Below are 23013 nucleotides of genomic sequence, written 5' to 3' on the forward strand. Positions count from 1 at the left end.
GACGGACGCCATCGCCAGCAAGCTGGCTCCTACAGGGGAAATGCATAGGTGTCTGGATGAATACGATCAACTGTAGGAGCCGGCTTGCTGGCGATAGCGGTGGGTCAGTCACCTGTTTATTGACTGGGCGGACGCCATCGCCAGCAAGCCGGCTCCTACAGGTATCGCCGTACGCTTTTGATTTCCACCACTCATCAGGCCGAGCGTTAGCTCGCCTTCAGCTTTTGATCTGAGCGCCCCCTCGAGAGGCCGCGCGCAGGTTCTGCGCAGTGGGCAACCCGGCATGGATGCCGGGTTAGCCGCGCACGGCCAGGGATGGCCGATCGCGGCGGGCCCACGGAGCAGGACCGGAGCGAGGGCATGCCGAGCCACAGCGAGGCACCGAACGAAAGGGGCAAGAGCCCTTGGTTACTTGGGGCTCTTCCAAGTGACTCGCTGTAAAAGCGAAACCATAAGCCGCCATGACCGCAGCAACGGATATGCACACCAATCAAACAAACCAGCAAAAAAAAAGCCCCGATCAAATCAGGGCTTTTTATAGAAAGAAACGAAGCAATTACTTCTCGGCACGCTCTTTCAGGGCTTTCAAGGTATTGAACGGCGCATCAACCACAAACTTGTTGGCAATCATCGAAGGCACGCTACCACCCGGCTCAGTGTGAACCTGATAGGTCACTTCAATCTGGTCCCCCTTGGGCACGAACTTCCAGAACCCATCAACCTTGGCAACCCGCACAAAACCCTTTTCTTCAGGAATGTACTTCGGCACGCCCTCAAGCTTACGGGTCAGACTGCCATCGGCGCCTACGGTAGTCGTGATATGCAGCACCGAATCACGCGCAGTCACCGGCCATGGGGTATTGAACTGGGTGTAGGTCCAGCTCTGATCGCCTTCATGCTTGAGCAGCTTCTGCTGCTTGCATTCGTGAATCCACGAGCAGGCGCCCGCCACGTCTTCCTGGAGTGCGCGCAATTTGGCCATGGTGGTTTTCATCAGGGTAACGCCCTGATAAGCCTTGTAGTCAGAGCCGGCCACTTCACTCAAGGACACCTTGATGCCGTCTTCATTCTTGGCCACCTTCCAGTCTTCGGCCTGTGCGGTGGCAGTCGCCAGCAAAACCGTCAAACCACACAGCACAGCCATACGATGCAGCGAACCCATAGTCTTATTCCTTATTGTTGAAGTTCCGTTCGTTGACACATCACGCCGCCGTCATCTGCTCCCACCAGCCCAGCAATCTGATCGCTTCGTCACTGCTGTTTCCGCAGACTTCGACGTCGGCTTCAAACGCCGAACACACGGCCGGACGTTCCGGTTGGCCGAAAATACTGCACAGGTTTTCGGCAGAGAGTTGTACGCAACGTTCTCCGGCGGCTTTGCCATTGGGCATACCGGGAATCGGAGAACTGATGGAAGGGGCAATGCAACAGGCGCCACAGCCTTCACGGCATTTCATGACGACGAGCTCCTCGCGACGGGTGATGTGTTAAAGGACGGGGCACAGAGTAACCGCTAAAACAGTTGTTTTAAATTACCTGTCGCCGGGTTTTTACGCTCAAACCAGCGTGACTGACCAGTCTCCGACAAAGCGTCTGGCCTGCGGGTCACGCCGAGGAAGGATTTACTGCTTGAACTCCAATTCCAGCGCCGCGCCCTCAACTTCCCGACGCTCTTCGTTACGCAGTTGCAACTTCATTTCGTTGCTGATCAGTCGTCCGTTGAGCTGGAATGGAGAGCTGCCGGCCTTCTCACCGAACATTTGCGGCAACACGGCGTCGTGCCGGGGCAACGGAACTGTACCGACCGGCTTAAACTCTTCGGCCATTTCCTCAGGCAAGCTCAAATCCAGGTCAGCCGAAGGCAGTTTGGTTTTCGCCACTTCACTGGCCGGTTTCGATTTGGAGGCAATGGGCGAACGTTTTTTCTGCGTAGCCGCTTTCTTTTTGACCGGCGTGGCTTTTTTTGCCGGTGCCGGTTTTTTCGATGTCGCGCTGGCGGCCGGTTTTTCCTGAACGGAAGCCGCCAGGACGCCTTCCGAATTGATGGTCATCAACAGGCAGATCGACAACCAGGCGGCAGGAAAAATCGGTTTCATGGATCCAACGGGGAACGGCGCTATCGGCAGAGGGCCATATGCTCGCTTGTTGGACGCGACATGACAAGCTCGGGCAGGAATTACCCGCCCGCCCGTCACATTCCGCCGGCCATCTCCTGGCAAAGCTGGGTAGCCAGCATGCCCAGGGTCATCAACGCACGCTCGGCTTCGCGATTCCAGGGAATGCCGCAGTTGAGCCGAATGCAGTGATTGAACTGCTCGGTGTTACTGAAAATCAGCCCCGGTGCGATGCTGATGCCTTGCTGCAACGCGCGCACATGAAGTTCTTGTGTATTGACCCGCCCCGGCAGACTCACCCACAGAATGAAGCCGCCGGTCGGCCGGGTCATCTGTGTGCCTTCCGGGAAATACTGCTGCACCGCGAGCTGGAAAGCGCTGAGATTTTTGCGGTACTCCTGACGGATGTAGCGCAAATGCCGGTCGTAACCGCCATTTTCCAGATATGCCGCGATCCCCATCTGCGTAACGCTGCAAGCCGAATGCGTGCTGAAGGTCTGCAAGCGCTGGATTTCCTGCTGGTATTTGCCGGCAATCATCCAGCCAATCCGCACACCCGGGGACAGGGTCTTGGAGAAGCTCGAACAGTAGATCACCCGATCCAGCCGGTCGTAGGCCTTGAGTGCCTTGGTGCGGCCCTGCTCGAACATCAGTTCGCCATAGATATCGTCTTCGACCACCTGAATATCGAAATCCGAGGCCAGGCGCAGCAGTTGTTTCTGACGCTCTTCGGGCATGGTGCCGCCCAGCGGATTGCTCAGGCGCGTGGTCAGTACCAGCGCTTTGATCGACCATTGATTCGCTGCCAGTTGCAAGGCTTCCAGGCTCATGCCGGTGGCCGGATCGCTGGGGATCTCGATGACTTTCAGGCCCAGCAGATCGGCCAGTTGCAGCAACCCGTAGTAGGTTGGCGACTCGGCGGCGATCAAGTCGCCCGGCCGGGTCAGCACGCGCAGGGACATCTGCAAGGCATCGACGCAGCCGTGGGTGATGACCACTTCCGACGGATCGACCACCACGCCGGCATCGCGCATGCGAATTGCCACTTGCCGCCGCAACGGTTCAAAACCGGGGCTGAACATGTAACTGAATGCCCGTGGGCTATGGAATCGGGTGACTTTGGCCAACTGCTGGTGCAGCGCCCGCACCGGCAGGTAATCGACGCTCGGCACCGCCGCGCCCAAGGGAAACACGCCCTCACGACGGGATTCGACCAACACTTGTTGAATGATGCTGCTGCGGGTGACCAGGCCGGGACGTTCGACCCGGGCGATGTCCGGTGTCGGCGCAGTCAGGGCCGGCGTCTGGTGCACGTAGTAACCCGACTGCGGCCGGGCACGGATCAGCCCCTGATCTTCGAGATTGGCATACGCCTGCAACACCGTCGCATGGCTGACATTGAGCTGCGAGCTCATCTTGCGCACCGAAGGCACGCGCTCCCCCGGCTGATAGACCCCACGACGGATGTCTTCGGCCAGTTGTTGAGCAATACGTTGGTAGAGCAAGAGATTGGTCATGACGCAGCACTCGATTTCACGGGCATTTTATTCTTGCGTGAAACAATACCGGAACAGTTTAGAAGTGTACGGGGACAGTTGCCACAATAGTCGACGGTACAGTGCAGTGTCAGCAAAATCTGTACTGCTTTTTACTGAAAACGCGGAGCAGTTGGCAGGCGAAAAAAAACCCGGCGCTGACGGGCAGCCCGGGTTTGTAGGAGCCGGCTTGCTGGCGATGGCATCACTGCGGTTCATCTGAGACACCGCGGTGATGCTATCGCCAGCAAGCCGGCTCCTACGGATTGCATGGTTTCACAAGGAAGCGTCCATTACCGGGCGGCGCCGAGCTGGCCTTTTTCGTCGGAGAACACAATTTCCACCCGACGGTTCTGCGCCCGGCCCCGTTCCGAGGCGTTCGCGTCTACCGGGTATTCGTCGCCATAACCTTCGACCTTAATGCGTTTTTCGTCGATGCCCAGGTCCGTCAACACGTCCGCCACCGATTGCGCACGGTCACGGGACAGTTTGAGGTTTTCCTGCTTGCCGCCGGTGCTGTCGGCGTAGCCTTCGATGCGCACGACGCGCTTGGGATTGAGCTGCAGGAATTGCACGATCTTCAACACCACGCGGTTCGCCGAGTTTTTCAGCTCCGCTTCGCCGGTGTCGAACAACACGTCGCCGAGGGTCATCACCAGGCCACGGTCAGTCTGGGTCGTGGCCAGCGCAACAATCTGCTCTTCAAGCCACTTGCCCTGCTGCTGCACGCTCAGCAATTTGGATTCGCGCAGGGCCAGTTGCAGGCGCTGACGCTCCAGTTCGAGCTTCGCGGCGCGCTCTTCGTTGAGTACCTGATTGGTATGCTCCCGAGCGATTTCGCTGTAGCGCCGGCTCAGGTAGGCGTAATGCAGCACGTCGGACCCGCTGCCCCAGTAGCTGGACAGTCGATCGGCACGGGCCAGGGATTCACCGGCACGGATCACGTCTTTCGGCGCGATTCGCAGCACGTTGGAATCTTCTTTCACCTTCTGAAAGTCGGCACCCGCTTCTTGCAACGCGGCTTCACTGTGCTGACCGGCGCAGCCATAGAGGCTGGCGCAACCAGCGAGAATCAAGCCGCCGATAACTTTGGACGTGAGGTTCATTGGGCATCCCCCACTTGCTTGCGCAATCGAGTGATGCGGGTGTTGAGAAGATCCAGCTTCTCTTCACTTTTGAGCGTCAGGACCTTGGCTTCGGCCAGGCGCGCGTCAAGTTCGGCCTGTTCGGCGCGCATGCGTGCATGTTTGTAAGACTGATCGGCCATATCACCTTGGGCACGGGCGAATTTATCTTCGGCCAGTTTCATTTCCGGCACATCGTCTGCGGTGGCGCCCACGGCTTTGGCTTGCACGAGCACCTGTTCGGTCAGGCGTATTTGTTCATTCGGCGCCGGATCGGCTGCACAACCCGCCAGAGCCAGAACGGCCAGGGCAGCGAAAAGAGGTCGAATACTCACTAAAAATCCCTACTGTTTTGGGGTACTGGCGGGTGGTTGCTGTGGCTGCTGTTGCTGCGCTTTCCAGCGCTCGATATTGCGTTGCAGCACGGCTTCCGTCAGTCCGGACGCGGGCAATTCTGTCATCTTTTTGGCCAGCTGTCCGCGCAACCACGGATCGTTGCAGGCAGAGTTATGGGAAACCGCGAGGAACAGGCCGGGTTTGTCGACCGGCTGCGGGCGCGCGACGAGGTCATTGGCCATGCTCAGGGCCTGTGCGGCTGCCATGCCCGAATAGCGTCCGGCGAGGGCAAATTCCACTTCCCCCAACAGCAATTTCTGAAAGGCCTGGGTCAGGTTGGGAGTGCGTACGAGGGTCAATTGCTGCTCGGCGAACGTACCGAATTCCGGAGTCATTCGAGACTTTTCCGACAACGCGCCGGGATGACCGTGAAGGTCCTGCGCCTGGTTGTAGACCAGTGGCGAGTCTTTTCGGGTCCAGACGAGGTAATCGTTTTCCAGCAACGGCGGATGGATGTAATCCAGGGTTTCCAGCTCACTGACCGTCAACGGCGCGTCGGCCAGCATGTCCATGCGCCCACTGCGCACTTCCTCCAGCGCCTGAGCGCGTTTGCCGGCATAGAGCATCTCGACCTTGATGCCCAACTGCCCTGCTACTTGTTGCAACAGATCGGCACTGGCACCGATCAGGTGCTTGGGGTTTTGCGGGTCTTGCCACAGATATGGCGGCGCATCCGGGCTCCCGGTGACCACCAGTCGCTCACACTTGCCCGCTGCGATGGACAGCGTCGGCAACAGCGTCAGACCCAGCAGCAATGACCAACCGAACACTCGATGCAGATCCATACTCAAACCCCGTTATATCCCCCTGTAGGAGCCGGCTGGCTGCGGGCGGCTCCTACAGGAAGAGCAAAAAAAAGCCCGACCAAAAGGTCGGGCTCTTTATAGGTCAAGCGGCTGGATTAGACCAGCTTCTCGAACTCAGGGATGGCTTCGAACAGGTCCGCCACCAGGCCGTAATCGGCCACCTGGAAGATCGGCGCTTCTTCGTCCTTGTTGATCGCGACGATCACTTTGGAGTCTTTCATGCCGGCCAGGTGCTGGATCGCGCCGGAGATACCGACCGCGATGTACAGCTGTGGAGCAACGATCTTGCCGGTCTGACCGACCTGCATGTCGTTGGGTACGAAACCTGCGTCGACCGCGGCGCGGGAAGCACCCACGGCAGCGCCCAGCTTGTCGGCCAGGGCGTACAGGTGTTTGAAGTTGTCGCCGTTCTGCATGCCGCGACCGCCGGAAACGACGATTTTGGCAGCGGTCAGTTCCGGACGATCGGACTTGGCCAGTTCTTCACCGACGAAGCTCGAAGTGCCGGCGTTGTGCGCAGCAGCAACTGCTTCAACGGCAGCCGAACCGCCTTCGGCAGCGACCGGGTCGAAACCGGTGGCACGCACGGTGATCACTTTGACCGCAGCGTTCGACTGAACGGTAGCGATGGCGTTACCGGCGTAGATCGGGCGCTTGAAGGTGTCAGCGCTTTCAACCGAGATGATCTCGGAGATCTGGTCAACGTCCAGCTGAGCGGCAACGCGCGGCAGGATGTTTTTGCCGTTGGAGGTGGCGGCAGCCAGGATGTGGCTGTAGCCCTTGCCCAGCTCGGCAACCAGTGGCGCGACGTTTTCCGGCAGCTGGTGAGCGTAGGCGGCGTTATCGGCCACCAGCACTTTAGCCACGCCAGCCACTTTCGCAGCGGCTTCAGCCACGGCGCCAGCGCCCTGACCTGCAACCAGCACGTGGATGTCGCCGCCGATTTTGGCAGCAGCGGCCACGGTGTTCAGCGTGGCCGGGGCCAGCACTTTGTTGTCGTGTTCAGCAATAACCAAGATAGTCATTTAGATTACCTTCGCTTCGTTTTTCAGTTTCTCGACCAGTTCAGCCACCGACTTGACCTTGATACCCGCGCTGCGTGCAGCAGGCGCTTCGACTTTCACGGTCTTGTTGGTGGAGGCGGTGGAAACGCCCAAAGCATCCGGAGTCAGCACTTCGAGAGGCTTCTTCTTGGCTTTCATGATGTTTGGCAGGGACGCGTAGCGCGGCTCGTTCAAACGCAGGTCGGTGGTGACGATGGCCGGCAGTTTCAGGGAAACTGTCTGCGCGCCGCCGTCGATTTCGCGGGTCACGGCAACGCTGTCGCCGGACACTTCGACTTTGGACGCGAAGGTGCCCTGACCGTAGCCGCTCAATGCAGCGAGCATCTGGCCAGTCTGGTTGTTGTCGCTGTCGATGGCCTGTTTGCCGAGGATCACCAGCTGAGGCTGCTCCTTGTCGACAACGGCTTTGAGCAGCTTGGCAACGGCCAGGGAAGTCAGATCTTCAGCGGATTCGACGAGGATGGCGCGGTCGGCACCCAGAGCCAGCGCGGTGCGCAGTTGCTCTTGAGCGGTGGACGGGCCGATGGAGACGACGACGATTTCAGTCGCAACGCCTTTCTCTTTCAGGCGTACGGCTTCTTCCACTGCGATTTCGCAGAACGGGTTCATCGACATCTTCACGTTGGCGAGGTCGACGCCGGAATTGTCCGCCTTGACGCGAACCTTGACGTTGTAATCCACAACGCGTTTGACAGCTACAAGAACCTTCATGGATTCCTCGTTACTCTCCGGTGAAAAGAAAGTCGCCTAGGCGAACCTGGCGGTTGATGCTCATCGGGCGCAAGGGCACCTCTAAAAACGCCGGCATACGTGTCAAGTGACCATCGCTCATGACGTTGATGACCGTTCGTCAGTGGTGACCAACAAGTCATTAAATATCGTGGCGTGTAAACTGCGCGCCAACACTGCGCTGCGCATCACCTTGTACTGCCATCGCCCTGTCTTTAGAGGTGCTCTTGAAACCAACAGTCAGCCTACGGCGAGCGCAAAACCGACCGTATCTTGACCGGAACGCCTATTCCGGTCAATACGGCAAAATGGCCAGTCATAAGCCGCGTGACTTTGATTTCTCTGGCTTTGAGCCGATTCAAACAAACGTTTGTATTGGACGCTAAGAGTGGTGTAGATATAATGCGCCACCCAAAGAGAAAGGTGGTTCATCGATTGTCCTCTTCCTGCCTCGTGCAGGAATTCATGGATGCGACACCAAACCTCCAATTAGAAAAAAAACTGTTGAGCCTTGAGTAGGAGATAACCTGTGGAACGCGAATACATGGAATTCGACGTGGTCATCGTCGGTGCCGGCCCCGCTGGTCTTTCCGCCGCCTGCCGCTTGAAGCAGAAGGCTGCTGAAGCCGGTAAGGAAATCAGCGTCTGCGTGGTCGAAAAAGGCTCCGAAGTGGGTGCTCACATCCTGTCCGGTGCCGTGTTCGAACCACGCGCCCTGAACGAACTGTTCCCGGACTGGAAAGAACTTGGCGCGCCGCTGAACACGCCGGTCACCCGCGACGACATCTTCGTGCTGAAAAACGCCGACAGCGCGCAGAAGATTCCCGACCTCTTTGTGCCCAAGACCATGCACAACGAAGGCAACTACATCATCTCCCTGGGCAACCTGTGCCGCTGGCTGGCTCAGCAGGCCGAGAACCTGGGCGTGGAAATCTACCCGGGCTTCGCCGCGCAGGAAGCACTGTTCGATGAGAACGGCGTGGTGCGCGGGATCATCACCGGCGATCTGGGCGTTGACCGCGAAGGCAACCCGAAAGAAGGCCTGTACACCCCAGGCATGGAATTGCGCGGCAAGTACACGCTGTTCGCTGAAGGCTGCCGTGGCCACATCGGCAAGCAGTTGATCAAGCGCTTCAACCTCGACAGCGAAGCCGACGCCCAGCACTACGGCATCGGTCTGAAAGAAATCTGGGAAATCGACCCGGCCAAACACCAGCCAGGTCTGGTGGTGCACACCGCCGGCTGGCCGCTGGACATCATGGGCACCGAAAACACCGGCGGCTCGTTCCTCTATCACCTGGAAAACAACCAGGTGGTGGTCGGCCTGATCGTTGATCTGTCCTACAGCAACACCTACCTGTCGCCGTTCGACGAGTTCCAGCGCCTCAAGCATCACCCGGTACTCAAACAATACCTGGAAGGCGGCAAGCGCATCAGCTACGGCGCGCGCGCCATCTGCAAGGGCGGCCTGAACTCGCTGCCGAAAATGGTCTTCAAGGGCGGCGCGCTGATCGGTTGCGACCTCGGCACCCTGAACTTCGCCAAGATCAAAGGCAGCCACACCGCGATGAAGTCCGGCATGCTCGCCGCTGAATCCGTGGCCGAGGCGCTGTTCGCCGAGAAAGACGGCACCGAAGAACTGACCACTTACGTCGACGCGTTCAAGAAGAGCTGGCTCTACGACGAGCTGTTCGCCAGCCGCAACTTCGGCCCGGCGATCCACAAGTTCGGCGCCATCGTCGGCGGTGGTTTCAACTGGCTGGACCAGAACATCTTCGGCGGCAAACTGCCGTTCACCCTGCACGACACCAAGCCGGATTACGCTTGCCTGAAACTCGCGGCCGACTGCAAGAAGATCGACTACCCGAAACCGGATGGCAAAATCAGTTTCGACAAGCTCAGCTCGGTGTTCATCTCCGGTACCAACCACGAAGAAGAACAGCCTTGCCACCTGAAGCTGGCCGACCTGAGCATCCCGATCGCCAAGAACCTGCCGATGTACGATGAACCTGCCCAGCGTTACTGCCCGGCCGGCGTGTATGAGGTGGTCACCAAGGAAGACGGCGAGAAGCGCTTCCAGATCAACGCCCAGAACTGCGTTCACTGCAAGACCTGCGACATCAAGGACCCTGCACAGAACATCACCTGGGTGGCACCGGAAGGTGCTGGCGGCCCGACTTACCCGAACATGTAAGTTGAATCGCTGAACATCAAGGCTCCCGAATGGGGGCCTTTTTGTTGCCCAAAACTCATGCCCCAACACAATCCTTGTAGGAGCCGGCTTGCCGGCGATAACGTCCGCCCAGCCAACAAAACGGTTGGCTGACACACCGCTATCGCCAGCAAGCCGGCTCCTACAGGGGGTTGTCAGGCAGCGCGTTCGTCACCGGGATTACGCTCAAAGTAGCGCTTGTACTCCCGACTGAACTGCGACGTGCTCTGATACCCGACCCGATGCGCCACCTGCGCCACGCCCAAGCCCTCCGCCACCAGCAACGCCTGCGCCTTGAGCAAGCGCAAACGCTTCAAATACTGCACCGGCGACAACAACGTGCTGCGCTTGAAATGCTCATGAAAGGTCGATGCACTCATGTTCGCGCAACTGGCCAGGGTCTCGACGTTCAAGGGCTCGGTGTAATGCGCATGCAGATGACTGAGCGATGCTGCGATCCGGGCAAATTGCCCCTGCTGCTCGACCAACGCCCGAAGTACATCCGCTTGCGGCCCGCGTAATGCGACGAACAACAACTCACGCAACCGCGCCTGCCCCATGATCTGGCATTCCAGCGGATCGTGCAGGCAACGCAACAGTCGCTCGACACAACCACGCATCGCGTCGTCGAGCACCGCCGAAGTCATGGACTCGGGTGTTTGTGCCGCAATATTACGTCCCGGCGCCAGCCCCATGGCCAATACCAACTCACCGAGCACCACCCGGTCGATGGCGATGGAAATCCCCAGCATCGGCCCATTCGGTGCCGCAAACGTTTCGCATTCGAACGGCACCGGCAATGCCTGAATCAAATAATGCCCGGCGCCGTATTCCAGCGTACGCGGGCCCAGGTACGCCAACTTGCTGCCCTGGGCAATGATGACCAGGCTCGGTTCGTAGATCTGCGGGCCGCGAGCCACATCACAACTGGCACGCAAAGCCTGCACACCCGGCAACGCTGTGGGCGCGAAACCATCGCGATGAGTCAAAGGCTCAATCAGCGAAACCAGCGTGGCATTGGCATCGAGATGACGGGTCAACAACATGGGAGCTCTTCACAAAATAATCACGGAAAAAGGGATGAAAGCATCATCGCAGGTCTGATTGCCCATTGGACCCAACGAACGCAGATGCCGGAGGAATAGGCATGACACCCGGAGGAATCGCCATGGCCGCGTAATGGTACGGCGCCCAGAATGCGCCGCCTCACCTGTCATGCTTTTTGCGAGGTCCACCATGTACACCGCCATCGGATACGCCGCCCAGTCGGCCACCACTCCCCTTGCCCCCGTGAAATTCGAACGCCGCAGCCCGCGTGCCGACGACGTGGCGATCGAGATTCTCTACTGCGGCGTCTGCCATTCCGACATCCATCAGGCGCGCAATGAGTGGGGCATTGCCGTTTACCCGCTGATGCCCGGCCACGAGATCGTAGGCAAAGTGACCGCCATCGGTGCGAATGTCACCCAACATAAAGTCGGCGATCTGGTCGGCGTCGGCTGCATGGTCGATTCATGCCGCAGCTGCGAAGCCTGCCAGGCCAACCTCGAACAATATTGCCTCGAAGGTCCGACCATGACCTACGCCACGCCCGACCGGGTCGATGGCAGCAACACCATGGGCGGTTACTCCGACAGCATCGTGGTCAGCGAGCACTTCGTGGTGCGCATCCCGGAAAAACTTGACCTGGCCAGCGCCGCGCCAATCCTCTGCGCCGGCATCACCACCTACTCGCCGCTCAAGCACTACGGCGTGAAAGCGGGCGACAAGGTCGGGATTCTCGGCATGGGCGGCCTCGGCCACATGGGTATCAAGTTTGCCAAGGCAATGGGCGCGGAAGTGACGCTGTTCACCCGTTCGGCAAGCAAGGCTGAAGAAGGTCGTCGTCAGGGCGCGGACCATGTGATCGTGTCCACCGATGCCGAGCAGATGAAGGCTGCGGCCGGCCAATTCGACTTCCTGCTGGACACCATTCCGGTGCAGCACGACCTCAATCCCTACCTCGACACGCTGCGTTTCGACGGCGTGCACATTCTGGTGGGGTTGATTGAACCGATTGATCCACCGGTCCACGCGGCCAAATTGGTGCTGGGCCGCCGTGTACTGGCTGGCTCGCTGATCGGCGGTATCGCCGAAACCCAGGAAGTGCTGGATTTCTGCGCCGAGCACAACATCACCTGCGACATCGAAATGCTCGACATCCGCCAGATCAACGAGGCTTACGCCCGCATGATCGCCGGTGACGTGAAGTACCGCTTCGTCATCGACATGGCAACGCTGAAGGTCTAAACCTTAGCGGTTTATACCTTCAAGCCAAGTTCCGCCGAGAGCCGGGCCGTGACCCCTTTGATCAGGGGAATCAGCTCGGCCATTTTTTCCAGCGGCATGTACGGCACGGTGCTGGCGATGCTGATGCCGGCGACGATGCGCTTGCTCGCGTCACGGATCGGCGCCGCCACGCAGCGGATCGACGGTTCGTTGTCTTCCAGGTCGAAGGCGTAACCGCCCGCCACGTACTCAATCATGCGCTGCTGAAACTGCTCCCAGGATTGCTCCGGGTGCTGCGGCCAGAACTGATTTTTCCCACCCGCCGGCAGACTGACTTCGTACAGCCGTTGCCATTCTTCCTGCGTGTCATCGAGCATCAGCGCCTTGCCGATCCCGGTACGCGCCAACGGCATGCGGTGGCCAACCCGCGAACGCATTTCCGGACCATTGCGCCCCGGATTCTTGTGCAGGTACAGCACTTCATCACCTTCGCGAATCGCCAGGTGAATGGTGTCGCCGGTCAACGCCGACAACTCATCCAGATACGGACCGGCCAACGTGACCAGCGGCAATTCCTCACGCGCCTGAAAGCCCAGCTCGATCAGCTTCGGCCCCAGCAAATAACCGACTTGCGGCACCACGCGCAGATAACGCTCGTCCACCAGGCAACTGGCCAGACGATGGGTGGTGCTGCGCGTCGTGCCGATCAGCCGGGCGATTTCCTTGAGATCGCGGGCGCCACTGGCCACGGCCTGAACCACACCCAGCCCGCGCAGCAGGGTCTGAGTGCCGGTCGGCGCGGCGTCCTTGGCGATTTTTGGGGCGTCTTCCTGCATATCCAGCCTTTACCGTTGAGCGAGGGAACGGGCGGCATTATGGTCGCCCGACGGCTGCGACTACAACTTGATACGCTCGACCTTCCCGACCAGCAGGATGTAGGAAAGCGCACCCAACAACGCCAGAACCGAGATGTAGGTGATCGCTGGAGCGAACGAATCACCGCTGGCGAGGAAACCGATGACAATCGGCGTGGCAATCGCCGACAGGTTGCCGATGAAGTTAAACACGCCGCCGGTCAGCCCCAACAAGCGTGCCGGTGCCAGCGTTGATACCAGCGACCAGGTGATCGAAGCCAGACCGTTGCCGAAGAACGCCAAGGCGAGGAAGGCAATCACCAGTGGCGTCGACTCGACGAAATTGGCGCCGATGATCGAGGTGGAAATCAGCAAGCCGCCAATGATCGGCAACTTGCGGGCGAAACCCACCGTGTAGCCGCGACGGATCAGGAAGTCGGAGAAGAACCCGGAACAGAGTACGCCGACGAAAGCGGCGAGAAACGGCAGCGACGCCAGCAGGCCGGACTTGATGAAATCCATGCCGCGGTACTTCACCAGGTAGGTCGGGAACCACGTCAGGAAAAACCACAACGTCGAGTTGAGGCAGAACTGGCCAAGGTAAATGCCCCACAACTTGCGCTTGGTCAGGACGATGCCGAGGTCGGTCCAGCTGAATTTCGCCTTGACCTTCGCTTGCTCGGCCTGAATATCCACCAGCCCGCCGCCTTCGCGGATCAGGTCGATTTCAGCGTCATTGGCGCCTTTGAAATCCCGTGGCTCGCGATACACCGCGTACCAGATCACCGCCCAGAGAATGCCCACCGCACCGGTGCTGACGAACACCATGTGCCAGCCAAATTCATGCTGCAACCAGGCGAGTACCGGCGTCAGGAACGCCAGGCCGACGAACTGGCCGGAGGTGTAGAAACCAATGGCCGTGGCGCGCTCACGCTCCGGGAACCATGTGGTGACTACGCGGCTGTTGATCGGATAAGCCGGGGCTTCCAGCGCACCGACCGCCATGCGCAAGACGAACAGTGCAATGAAGCTGGCGGCGAAACCGAGCATCACCGTGGCGATCGACCACAGCAACAAGGCGAGGCTATAAAGGATGCGCGGCGGAACGCGATCCACCAGCCAGCCGCCGGGGATCTGCATGGCGGCGTAAGTCCAGCCGAACGCGGAGAAGATCAGTCCGACGTGGATCGGGTCGATGCCCAGGTCACTGGTCAGCGCCGGGGCGGCGATGGACAGGTTGCTGCGGTCCAGGTAGTTGATCACTACGGTGATGAACAGCAGGACCATGATGAAAAAACGCTTGCGGCTGGGCGCCACCAACGACGCCTGCCCGGTGAGGGTTTGCGGTTGCATGGGGAATGCCTCTTCTTATGTTTATTGAGGTCGATGTGGAACTGGAATGATGCCGATCTCCCTGTCCATGGAGATCAACCTGTGGGAGCCAGCCTGCTGGCGATCGCGCTGGGTCAGTCACCATGAATGCTGGATGTGCCGACCAAATCGCCAGCAGGCTGGCTCCCACAGGGATTTGCGGTGGGTCAGCGATCACTCACCACTCGGCAAAACTGCCATCGGCATGGCGCCAGATCGGGTTGCGCCAGCGATGCCCGACCGCCGCGCGTTCGATCACGTATTCCTCGTTGATCTCGATCCCCAGGCCTGGGCCGTTCGGAATCTTCACGAAGCCTTTGTCGTAATCGAACACTCGCGGATCCTTGACGTAATCCAGCAGGTCGTTGCTCTCGTTGTAGTGGATGCCCAGGCTCTGTTCCTGGATGAACGCGTTGTAGCAAACCGCATCCAGTTGCAGACACGCCGCCAGCGCAATCGGCCCCAACGGGCAATGCAGCGCCAGCGCTACGTCGTAGGCTTCGGCCATGTTGGCGATCTTGCGAGTCTCGGTGATGCCACCGGCGTGCGAGGCATCCGGCTGGATGATGTCGACGTAACCTTCGCTGAGAACGCGCTTGAAATCCCAGCGCGAGAACAGACGCTCACCGAGGGCAATCGGTGTGCTGGTCAGCGGCGCCAGCTCCTTCAGTGCTTCGTAGTTTTCGCTGAGCACCGGCTCTTCGATGAACATCAGTTTGTACGGATCGAGTTCCTTCATCAGCACCTTGGCCATGGGCTTGTGCACCCGGCCATGGAAGTCCACACCGATGCCGACGTTCGGGCCGACCGCATCACGCACGGCGGCAACGTTGGCCAGGGCCAGGTCGACTTTCTCGAAGGAATCGAGGAATTGCAGCTCTTCGGTGCCGTTCATTTTCACGGCGGTGAAACCACGGCTGACCGCTTCTTTCGCGGCGCGCGCGGTGTCTGCCGGACGGTCACCGCCAATCCACGAATAGACACGAATCTTGTCGCGCACCTGACCACCGAGCAGGTCGCTGACCGATACACCCAAGGCCTTGCCCTTGATGTCCCACAACGCCTGGTCGATACCGGCCAGCGCACTCATGTGGATCGCACCGCCCCGGTAGAAGCCGCCGCGATACAGCACGGTCCAGATGTCTTCGATGTTGCGTGGGTCTTTGCCGATCAGGTAGTCGGACAATTCTTCAACGGCAGCCGCCACCGTGTGGGCACGGCCTTCGACCACGGGCTCGCCCCAACCGGTCACGCCCTCGTCGGTTTCCACTTTCAGGAAGCACCAGCGCGGCGGAACGATGAAGGTGGTCAGTTTGGTGATTTTCATCTCTTCTCTCTCTTATTAGATGCAGCGCGCTCGGCGCCAAAAAAGTCTTAACGCAGAGCGTTCCATGCAGCGACGTAGGCCTTGGCGTTGGACGCCACTTGCGCCGCAGTCATGCCCGGCTTGAACAACCCGGACCCGAGGCCGAAGCCCTTCACGCCCGCATCGATAAACACCTGCATGTTCTCCGGGGTGATCCCGCCCACCGGCGCCAGAATCGTCCCGGCGGGCAACACCGCCAGCCAGGCTTTTACAACCGCCGGGCCCATTTGCTCGGCGGGGAACATCTTCAGCACGTCCGCGCCTTCCGCCAGTGCAGCGAACGCTTCGGTCGGCGTCGCCACGCCAGGCGACAGGAACAACCCGGCGGCCTTCGCGGCGCGCAGCACTTTGGGATCGCTGTGGGGCATGACGATGACCTGCCCGCCGGCGGCTTTCACTTGCTCGACCTGCTCCGGCGTCAGCACCGTGCCGGCACCGATCAGGCAATCGGCGGGCAAGGTACTGCGCAGGATGCGGATACTTTCGTACGGCTCGGGGGAATTGAGCGGCACTTCGATGACGCGAAATCCGGCTGCGTAAAGGACTTCTCCGATAGCCGCCGCTTCCTGCGGGCGCAGGCCACGCAGGATTGCGATCAGACCGTTTTGCGCCAATGCTTGCTTGAGCATGTCAGACCTCCAGTCAGGTTTAACGGGATGGGTTTGGAGTGATCAGCCCGGCGGCGAGCGCCAGTTGCCACAACCCGCGTTCGGTGGCCTGTTCGGCCAGCGTCACTCGGGCAAAACCGCAGGCGGCGAGCGCCCGGCTGTAACGGGCACAGAGTTGGGAATTGCCGATGAGAATGATCGACGGCAGATGAACGCTGTTGCGCCGACGCCGCTGAACCGTGGCCAGCGCCGACAGCTCATGGCCGATCAACAGGCCGGACAAATAATCCGGTTGCGCACTGCCGCTCAGTTCGCCGGTCAGCCCGAGGCTGCGGGCACTGAACAGCGTCGACAGCGGGCCGATTTCGCCGTCCGCCGACAGCGCCACTTGCACGCCACGGTCAAACGCGTCGCCATCGAAAGACCCACCGCGTTGCTGGGTGCGCCCCAGAATGCTGTGTTCGCTGAGCACGGCGAAGACTTCGCCGGTCATGAAGGTGTCGAAATGCACGATGCAGCCGTCGGCCACTTCCACCCATTTCGAATGGCTGCCCGGCAGGCCGATCAACAGATCGCTGCCCGCCTCGCCCGCCAGGTTTTGCAGCACGCCGAGGACTTGGGTTTCTTCACCGCGCATCACGTTCGGCAGGCGCGAACGCTGAATCACGCCCGGCACGATGTGCACATCGACACCGCGAAGACTGCGAATGGTTTGTAGGGAGGTTCCGAGATTGGCAACGTTTGCCGGCGTGTCGCGGTAGGCCGCTTCGCACCAGCCTTGCGCGCTGCCAACCATGCCGCAGGCAATCACCGGCAAACCGGGTTGCTCATCGAGCCAGTCACCGCAGGCCTCGTCAAAGGCCAGTTCAAAACCGTCGGTGCATGCCAGACCGTTAATGATTCGCGGCGTCCGGGGCAGCTGCATGATTCCCGATGACAGCGAACGCTGTTCGAGCACCTGGCCACCTGCGGCGAGTTTGTAAGCACGTAATGAGGTTGTCCCCCAATCGAGCGCGATCAATTGCGCCAGCATCGCTTCACCTGTTCTGTTTATTGGCAGTGAGTGAGCTGGACTATAAACCCTGACGCGGCGATATCTCAATATATAAATACATCTCCCATATAGTGGGATCTAATTGCTACAGGCAAAAAAAATCGCAGCTTCAATTTCTGCGATGCATCAACCATCGAATTCAACCCTGTAGGAGCCGGCTTGCTGGCGATCCACTCTCAAAGTAATGGGTTGCTCTTGAGTTTGCCATCGCCAGCAAGCCGGCTCCTACAGGTTGGGTTGACAACCATTTTCAGTGTGGAGCCAGCGAAGCTGCGATCTTTTAAGGGGGTCAATTGCCCGCAGCAAAATCCCTTAGCACCGCGCCATCCATCCGATACCGCACCCACTCTTCCTGTGGCTGCGCACCCAAGGATTTATAGAACTCGATAGCCGGCTTGTTCCAGTCCAGCACGCTCCACTCAAAACGCCCGCAATCATTGGCGCAGGCGATTTTCGCCAAGTGGCGCAGCAAGGTTTTACCGGCGCCGCCACCGCGTTGCTCGGGAGTGATGTAGAGGTCTTCGAGGTACAGGCAGTTGCTGCCCAGCCAGGTGGAATAGCTGAAGAAGAACACCGCAAAGCCGATCGGCAAACCGTCGCGCAGGCAGATCAGGCCGTGGGCGGTGGCGCCTTCGCTGAACAGGCTGCGCTCAATGTCGGCGACGCTGGCGATGACTTCGTGGCGGGCACGTTCGTAATCGGCCAATTCAGTGATGAACGCGAGGATTTGCGGTGCATCGCTGGGGGTCGCCGGGCGGATTTCGATCGTCATGGACGTGCCTTCGTCAAAAGTGGAAAACGCCATACTAAGTCGGCGCGCAACGCTCGTCACACTGGAAATTCAAAGCTGATCTATGGAGGATGTGGAGCCGCTGCCCCAACCGTTTTCACTTAACAGGACGTTTATGACGACTGATGCTTTCGCGCCGCTGCCAATCCTCGCCGCCAGGTTGCTGCCCCACGCACTGGAACCCTCGGAAGACGGCGCCCACGATCTGTCGCACTTGCAGCGGGTCTGGCACAACGTGCGCACTCTTCATGCTGAGGAAGGTGGCGATATTGAAGTGCTGCTGGCAGCGGTGCTTTTGCATGATTGCGTGTCGGTGGAGAAGAACTCGCCGTTGCGTTCGCAAGCATCGCGACTGGCAGCCGAGAAGGCTTCTGCAGTGTTGACCGACATGGACTGGCCCAGCGCAAAAATCAGCGCCGTTGTACACGCCATCGAGGCCCACAGCTTTTCTGCCAACATCACTCCAAGTTCCCTCGAAGCGAAAATCATGCAGGACGCCGACCGTCTCGATTCCCTTGGCATGCTCGGCGTTGCGCGCACTTTTTACATCGCCGGCCGCATGGGCAGCGCGCTGTATGACCCACAAGACCCGGAAGCGAATGCGCGGGAATACGATGACAAGCGCTTTTGCCTCGATCATTTCCAGACCAAGCTGCTGCACTTGGCAGACGGCTTCCAGACCCTCACCGGTCAACGCCTGGCCCGCATCCGGCATGAACGTTTGAAAAATTTCATGGAGCTGTTCAAGGAAGAAATCGGCATCGGCCGAGTGCATTACTCCGCCCACCACTAATCCTGGAATCGAGAACCTCAGACCTAACATCGGCGCCTTGCATGATAGATAGATGACACTCTCCGTTATCGGGTCAAGGAAGCGCGTCATGTCTACTGCTCCACCTCAGGTCTCCAGCAAACTGTTCGGCCTGTTTTGCCTCGCCAGTTATTTGCTGTCGCTGTCCTACGGCTCGACGTTTTTGCTGTCGCTGTTGATCGGCTCGCGCGGCGGCAATGAACACGATGCCGGCAGCGTGATTTCGGCGGCGATGCTCAGTACGTTTGCGGCGGTGATCGTTTCCGGGCACTTGTCCGACTGGCTTGGCGCGGCGCGTTCGATTGCGCTGTTCGGCGTGCTGCTGGTGGCGGCCAGCCTGGGTTTTGCACTGACGCCGGGCTTCGGCCATCTGCTGCTGTTTTTCGGCTTGCTGCTGGGTTTGGGCTGGGGCGTTTTCTATACGCTCGGGCCGATCATCGTCGCGAGCCTTGTGACGCCTGCCCAGCGGGCCAGATATTTCGCGCTGCTGTCGGGCAGCATGATGACCGGGATCGGCAGCGGCCCGTTGCTGGGCCGCGCGGCCAGTGCGCTGGGCTATCCCGTAACGGCGGCGTTTTACCTCGCGGCGCTGGCCAGCCTGATTGGCGTGTTGCTGTTCTGGCGCCTGGATGCGCAGCTGAAAAAAGCGCCCTCGCCTACCGCTGCGGTCGCACGCATTTCCTGGCGCGCAACCCGGCAGATTTTGTCGTCCCGCGCAGTGTTCCCGATCCTCATGGTCGGCCTCGGCGGCTGCGTGTTCGGTGGCCTGTCGAGTTTCCAAACCAGCTACGCGGCGTCTCGTTCGCTGGATTACTCGCTGTTCTTTTTCGGTTTCATGGGCGCGGCGATCAGCAGCCGGATGGTGATTGCCGGGTTCGTGGTCAAGCGCGATCCATTCCGCGCGTCTTGCCTGTTGTCCGGGCTGATGATGGTTTCGATTGTGATGTTCGGTTTCGTGGTCGACAGCGGCTTCAGCTACGTGCTCGCGGCGATGATGCTTGGGGTCGGTTACGGGCTGACGTATTCGGTGATCAACGGCCTGGCCGCGAATGAAGCGCCGCACGGCACCACCGCGCAAGCGTTGCTGCTGTTCAGTCTGTCGTACTTCATTGGTGTGTTCGGCTTTCCGTTGCTGGCCGGGAAGATCATCGTCGAACACGGGATGGCGACACTGTTGCTCACCGTTCTCGCCGTGGCGCTGTTGAACTGGCTGATCACCGTGGGCCGCCTGATCTGGCGCCGCTACACGGTCAAAACGTTGCAAGAGGCCTGAACCGTTCGTCGTTCATCAGTATCCATGAACGTCGATGAAAACCGATCAAGCTATGTGCGGCTGGGGTGAGGCGGCGCGCAAGTTGGACGTGTAAACGTTTGAGGGCCCCTTCGCGGGCAAGTCGGGTCGCCGCATCGCTCGCTCCTACAGGGATCGCGTGATTCCTGTAGGAGCGAGCGATGCGGCGACCCGACTTGCCCGCGAAGACGTCAAATCAGGCGCCGAAAGTCTCGCGGATCAACGCATCCACCTCATCCGTCCCAGGCGAAGTCGCCGGCCCCCACCGAGTCACCGCCAGCGCCGCTGCCGCATTCGCCCGCCGCGCCGCTTCACCCGCCGACAACCCGCGCGCCAATCCGGCCACAAACACCCCGGCATGGGCATCCCCGGCGCCGTTGCTGTCCACCGCCTCAACCTTGAAACCCGGCACATGCTGACGCTCGCCATGCTGATGAATCCAGCACCCTTGCGGACCGTCGCGGACCACCATCAACACCTTCGACGGCAGATGATCGGCCAGTCGATCCAGCGCCTCGGCAATGTCCGACGCCCCGGTAAACCGCAGCGCCTCGACGCTGTTGCTGGTCCATACATCGATGCGCGGCAACAACGCCTGCATCAACGGCGCATCGGGTGATTCCACCAGCGGGCCCGGGTCGAACACCACGTTGACCGCACTCGGCAACGCCAACACCCAATCCACCAGCGCCTGAGCCTTGCCGACATGCAGCAGGCTGTAGCCGCTGACGTAGATATAGTCGCCCGTCTGCGCCGCTACGCTGTTCAAATCCTCTGCGGACACTTCACCTTCGGCGCCGATATAGGAGACGAAGCTGCGCTCGGCGGAAGCATCCGTGATCGCCACGCACAACCCCGTGTCTCGTTCAGCACTGTGAGCAATGCCGATGCGAATGCCTTCAGCCTTCATCGCTTCCCGCGCCAAATCGCCGAAACGACCGTTGCCGTGACGGCCCAGGTAAACCACCGGCAAGCCATTACGCTGAGCGGCGGCCATCACATTAAACCCGCCGCCGGCTTCAAAACTGGCGGATTGCGCCAGTACGTCGCCGCCGGGTTGAGGCAGTTTATCCACGGCCATGACCAGGTCGATGATGACCTGGCCGGTGTGCAACATTTTAGGCATGAGCATTCTCGAGCGACGCGGCGCGGCGATCCCTGGCCCCGCCGAGTACAAAATAAATCCCGCCGGCGACCAGGAACGTCACGATCCAGCCGAGGCCGTTATGCCCCAGCCACGAGTCGGAGAGGAACCCACGGAACCAGACGGTTTGTTCGGTGGTGCCAATGGTGGTGAAGCTGAAACCCAGCACGATCGCCAGGGCCCACGCACCGAATGCACGCCACTCGACGCCGCCGCGATACCAGTAGGCGCTGCTCGGGCTGACGTCCAGCAGGTCTTTGGGGCTGTAGTAATGACGATGAATCAGGTCAACGACGAAGATCCCGACCCACGCCGTGATCGGCACGGCCAGCAGCGAAATGAAGGTGATGAACGGGCCGTAGAAACTGTCGGCGATCAGCATGAAGTAAATCGAACCGGCGAAAATCGCGACGATGTCGACCACCACGGCGTAGACGCGCTTGACCTTCAGGCCGAGGGTCAGCGTGGTCAAGCCGGCGGAATACACCGACAGGTTGTTCGACAGCAGCAAGCCGCCGAACGCGGTGATCAGGTACGGCACGGCCATCCAGGTCGGCAGCATGTCGCGGATCGCGATGATCGGGTCAGTGGCCGAGGCCAGGTCGTTGTTGCCCACCGACAGCAGGCCGCCGAGGGTGATCAGCAACACCAGCGGGATCCCGGCACCAAACGCGGCAGAAGCCACCAGACGTGCCGCCTTGACGCTGCGATGTTGATAGCGCGACATGTCCGCACCGGCGTTGGCCCAACCGATCCCGGTGCCGGCGGCCATGGTGCCGACGCCGATGATCATTGCGCTAAGCGGTGCAGGCGTGGCGTTGAACACGGCGCTCCAGTCGATGGTGGCGCAGAGGAAACCGCCGACCAGAATGTTCAGCGCGCCGAACACATAAGTCGCCCACTTCTGAATCACCAGCAACGTCGCGTGACCGAGGCCGGACACCGACAAGGTCAGCAGCACGAAAATTGCGATGAAGATCAGGGTCAGCATCGGTGCGCTTTTGGCTTCCACCGGCGAGCCAAACAGGATCGAACACAGCGACAGCAACACGAACGCGGCAGTGGTGGTGTTGACGGTTTCCCAACCCAGCCGCGACATCAGCGAAACCAGGGTCGGGCCGATGTTGCCGCGTACGCCGAAGATCGCCCGCGACAGCGTCAGGCTCGGTGCGCGGCCACGGCGACCGGCGATGGAAATGATCCCGACCACCGCAAAGGAACCGGCAGCGCCGAGGATCGCGACGATGATCGCCTGCCAGATCGCCAACCCGCGAAACGCCACCAGCGTAGCGCCGAGCGGCAGGCCGAGGATGGAAATGTTAGCGGCGAACCAGACCCAGAACAGCTGTAGCGGATGCCCGTTGCATTCGGCTTCCGGCACCGGCTCGATGCCACGGGTTTCCAGTTGCCCGGCACTTTGCCCGGCGTTCGATGAACTCATGTGAAATGCTCCTGTTGCCTTTGTTGTGGTTATGG

The 23013-nt window shown here is 60.1% G+C and carries 22 protein-coding genes; 4 read left to right on the forward strand and 18 right to left on the reverse strand.

Annotated elements, in window-relative coordinates:
- Window positions 1-556: 556 nt before the first annotated feature.
- The 9 genes from IB254_RS25780 to IB254_RS25820 form a co-directional block, all read right to left on the reverse strand.
- Window positions 557-1162: an START domain-containing protein gene (locus IB254_RS25780; RefSeq protein ID WP_008040859.1), complete on the reverse strand. Its 606-nt coding sequence runs from the start codon at window positions 1160-1162 to the stop codon at window positions 557-559.
- A 40-nt stretch (window positions 1163-1202) separates the two neighbouring features.
- The gene (locus tag IB254_RS25785; RefSeq protein ID WP_008032889.1) at window positions 1203-1457 is read right to left on the reverse strand and encodes a YkgJ family cysteine cluster protein; all 255 of its coding nucleotides are present in this window, start codon (window positions 1455-1457) and stop codon (window positions 1203-1205) included.
- Window positions 1458-1622: 165 nt separating this feature from the next.
- Window positions 1623-2096 carry a translation initiation factor 2 gene (locus IB254_RS25790; protein WP_192420202.1) on the reverse strand — a complete coding sequence of 158 codons (474 nt, stop codon included), beginning with the start codon at window positions 2094-2096 and terminating at the stop codon, window positions 1623-1625.
- 95 nt (window positions 2097-2191) lie between these two features.
- The gene (locus tag IB254_RS25795) at window positions 2192-3631 is read right to left on the reverse strand and encodes a PLP-dependent aminotransferase family protein (protein WP_008040862.1); all 1440 of its coding nucleotides are present in this window, start codon (window positions 3629-3631) and stop codon (window positions 2192-2194) included.
- Between the two features lie 311 nt (window positions 3632-3942).
- Window positions 3943-4755 (reverse strand): OmpA family protein, encoded by an 813-nt coding sequence (locus tag IB254_RS25800; protein ID WP_192420204.1) that lies wholly within the window; start codon window positions 4753-4755, stop codon window positions 3943-3945.
- Window positions 4752-5108, reverse strand: coding sequence for a DUF4398 domain-containing protein (locus IB254_RS25805; protein WP_008040864.1), 357 nt, complete (start codon window positions 5106-5108; stop codon window positions 4752-4754). The genes IB254_RS25800 and IB254_RS25805 overlap by 4 nt, the downstream gene beginning before the upstream one ends.
- Window positions 5109-5117: 9 nt before the next feature.
- The gene (locus tag IB254_RS25810; protein ID WP_192420206.1) at window positions 5118-5954 is read right to left on the reverse strand and encodes a substrate-binding periplasmic protein; all 837 of its coding nucleotides are present in this window, start codon (window positions 5952-5954) and stop codon (window positions 5118-5120) included.
- Window positions 5955-6070: 116 nt separating this feature from the next.
- Window positions 6071-7000 (reverse strand): electron transfer flavoprotein subunit alpha/FixB family protein, encoded by a 930-nt coding sequence (locus IB254_RS25815; protein WP_008040866.1) that lies wholly within the window; start codon window positions 6998-7000, stop codon window positions 6071-6073.
- The gene (locus tag IB254_RS25820) at window positions 7001-7750 is read right to left on the reverse strand and encodes an electron transfer flavoprotein subunit beta/FixA family protein (protein WP_007942046.1); all 750 of its coding nucleotides are present in this window, start codon (window positions 7748-7750) and stop codon (window positions 7001-7003) included.
- 547 nt (window positions 7751-8297) lie between these two features.
- Between IB254_RS25820 and IB254_RS25825 the strand changes: the two genes are divergently transcribed.
- Window positions 8298-9962: an electron transfer flavoprotein-ubiquinone oxidoreductase gene (locus IB254_RS25825; protein WP_032829072.1), complete on the forward strand. Its 1665-nt coding sequence runs from the start codon at window positions 8298-8300 to the stop codon at window positions 9960-9962.
- Window positions 9963-10135: 173 nt separating this feature from the next.
- Here the strand turns inward: IB254_RS25825 and IB254_RS25830 are convergent, their stop codons facing one another.
- Window positions 10136-11026 (reverse strand): AraC family transcriptional regulator, encoded by an 891-nt coding sequence (locus IB254_RS25830; protein WP_192420208.1) that lies wholly within the window; start codon window positions 11024-11026, stop codon window positions 10136-10138.
- A 190-nt stretch (window positions 11027-11216) separates the two neighbouring features.
- On the opposite strand from IB254_RS25830, the gene IB254_RS25835 reads away from it, so the two are divergent.
- Window positions 11217-12269 carry an NAD(P)-dependent alcohol dehydrogenase gene (locus IB254_RS25835; RefSeq protein WP_192420210.1) on the forward strand — a complete coding sequence of 351 codons (1053 nt, stop codon included), beginning with the start codon at window positions 11217-11219 and terminating at the stop codon, window positions 12267-12269.
- An 11-nt stretch (window positions 12270-12280) separates the two neighbouring features.
- Here the strand turns inward: IB254_RS25835 and IB254_RS25840 are convergent, their stop codons facing one another.
- The 6 genes from IB254_RS25840 to IB254_RS25865 form a co-directional block, all read right to left on the reverse strand.
- Window positions 12281-13084 (reverse strand): IclR family transcriptional regulator, encoded by an 804-nt coding sequence (locus IB254_RS25840; protein WP_008032872.1) that lies wholly within the window; start codon window positions 13082-13084, stop codon window positions 12281-12283.
- Between the two features lie 60 nt (window positions 13085-13144).
- On the reverse strand, window positions 13145-14455 hold the full coding sequence (locus IB254_RS25845; RefSeq protein WP_008032871.1) for an MFS transporter: 1311 nt from the start codon (window positions 14453-14455) through the stop codon (window positions 13145-13147).
- A 196-nt stretch (window positions 14456-14651) separates the two neighbouring features.
- Window positions 14652-15800, reverse strand: a complete 1149-nt coding sequence (dgoD, locus tag IB254_RS25850) for a galactonate dehydratase (RefSeq protein WP_007903915.1) — start codon at window positions 15798-15800, stop codon at window positions 14652-14654.
- Between the two features lie 47 nt (window positions 15801-15847).
- A complete protein-coding gene (locus IB254_RS25855; protein ID WP_008032870.1) occupies window positions 15848-16468 on the reverse strand; it encodes a 2-dehydro-3-deoxy-6-phosphogalactonate aldolase in 621 nt (206 codons plus the stop codon).
- Between the two features lie 19 nt (window positions 16469-16487).
- A complete protein-coding gene (locus IB254_RS25860; protein ID WP_192420212.1) occupies window positions 16488-17480 on the reverse strand; it encodes a 2-dehydro-3-deoxygalactonokinase in 993 nt (330 codons plus the stop codon).
- Between the two features lie 310 nt (window positions 17481-17790).
- Window positions 17791-18273 carry a GNAT family N-acetyltransferase gene (locus IB254_RS25865; RefSeq protein WP_008034765.1) on the reverse strand — a complete coding sequence of 161 codons (483 nt, stop codon included), beginning with the start codon at window positions 18271-18273 and terminating at the stop codon, window positions 17791-17793.
- Between the two features lie 133 nt (window positions 18274-18406).
- Between IB254_RS25865 and IB254_RS25870 the strand changes: the two genes are divergently transcribed.
- Window positions 18407-19084 (forward strand): HD domain-containing protein, encoded by a 678-nt coding sequence (locus tag IB254_RS25870; RefSeq protein WP_192420214.1) that lies wholly within the window; start codon window positions 18407-18409, stop codon window positions 19082-19084.
- Window positions 19085-19172: 88 nt separating this feature from the next.
- Complete coding sequence (locus IB254_RS25875) at window positions 19173-20375, forward strand: MFS transporter (RefSeq protein WP_192420216.1); 1203 nt, start codon at window positions 19173-19175, stop codon at window positions 20373-20375.
- Between the two features lie 214 nt (window positions 20376-20589).
- On the opposite strand, the gene IB254_RS25880 is transcribed toward IB254_RS25875, so the two are convergent.
- The gene (locus tag IB254_RS25880; protein ID WP_192420218.1) at window positions 20590-21519 is read right to left on the reverse strand and encodes a PfkB family carbohydrate kinase; all 930 of its coding nucleotides are present in this window, start codon (window positions 21517-21519) and stop codon (window positions 20590-20592) included.
- Window positions 21512-22978: a purine-cytosine permease family protein gene (locus IB254_RS25885; RefSeq protein ID WP_192420220.1), complete on the reverse strand. Its 1467-nt coding sequence runs from the start codon at window positions 22976-22978 to the stop codon at window positions 21512-21514. Before IB254_RS25885 ends, IB254_RS25880 begins: the two co-directional genes overlap by 8 nt.
- Window positions 22979-23013: the final 35 nt, after the last annotated feature.

The sequence above is a fragment of the Pseudomonas sp. PDM03 genome (genome assembly GCF_014852385.1).
Taxonomy (GTDB): domain Bacteria; phylum Pseudomonadota; class Gammaproteobacteria; order Pseudomonadales; family Pseudomonadaceae; genus Aquipseudomonas; species Aquipseudomonas migulae.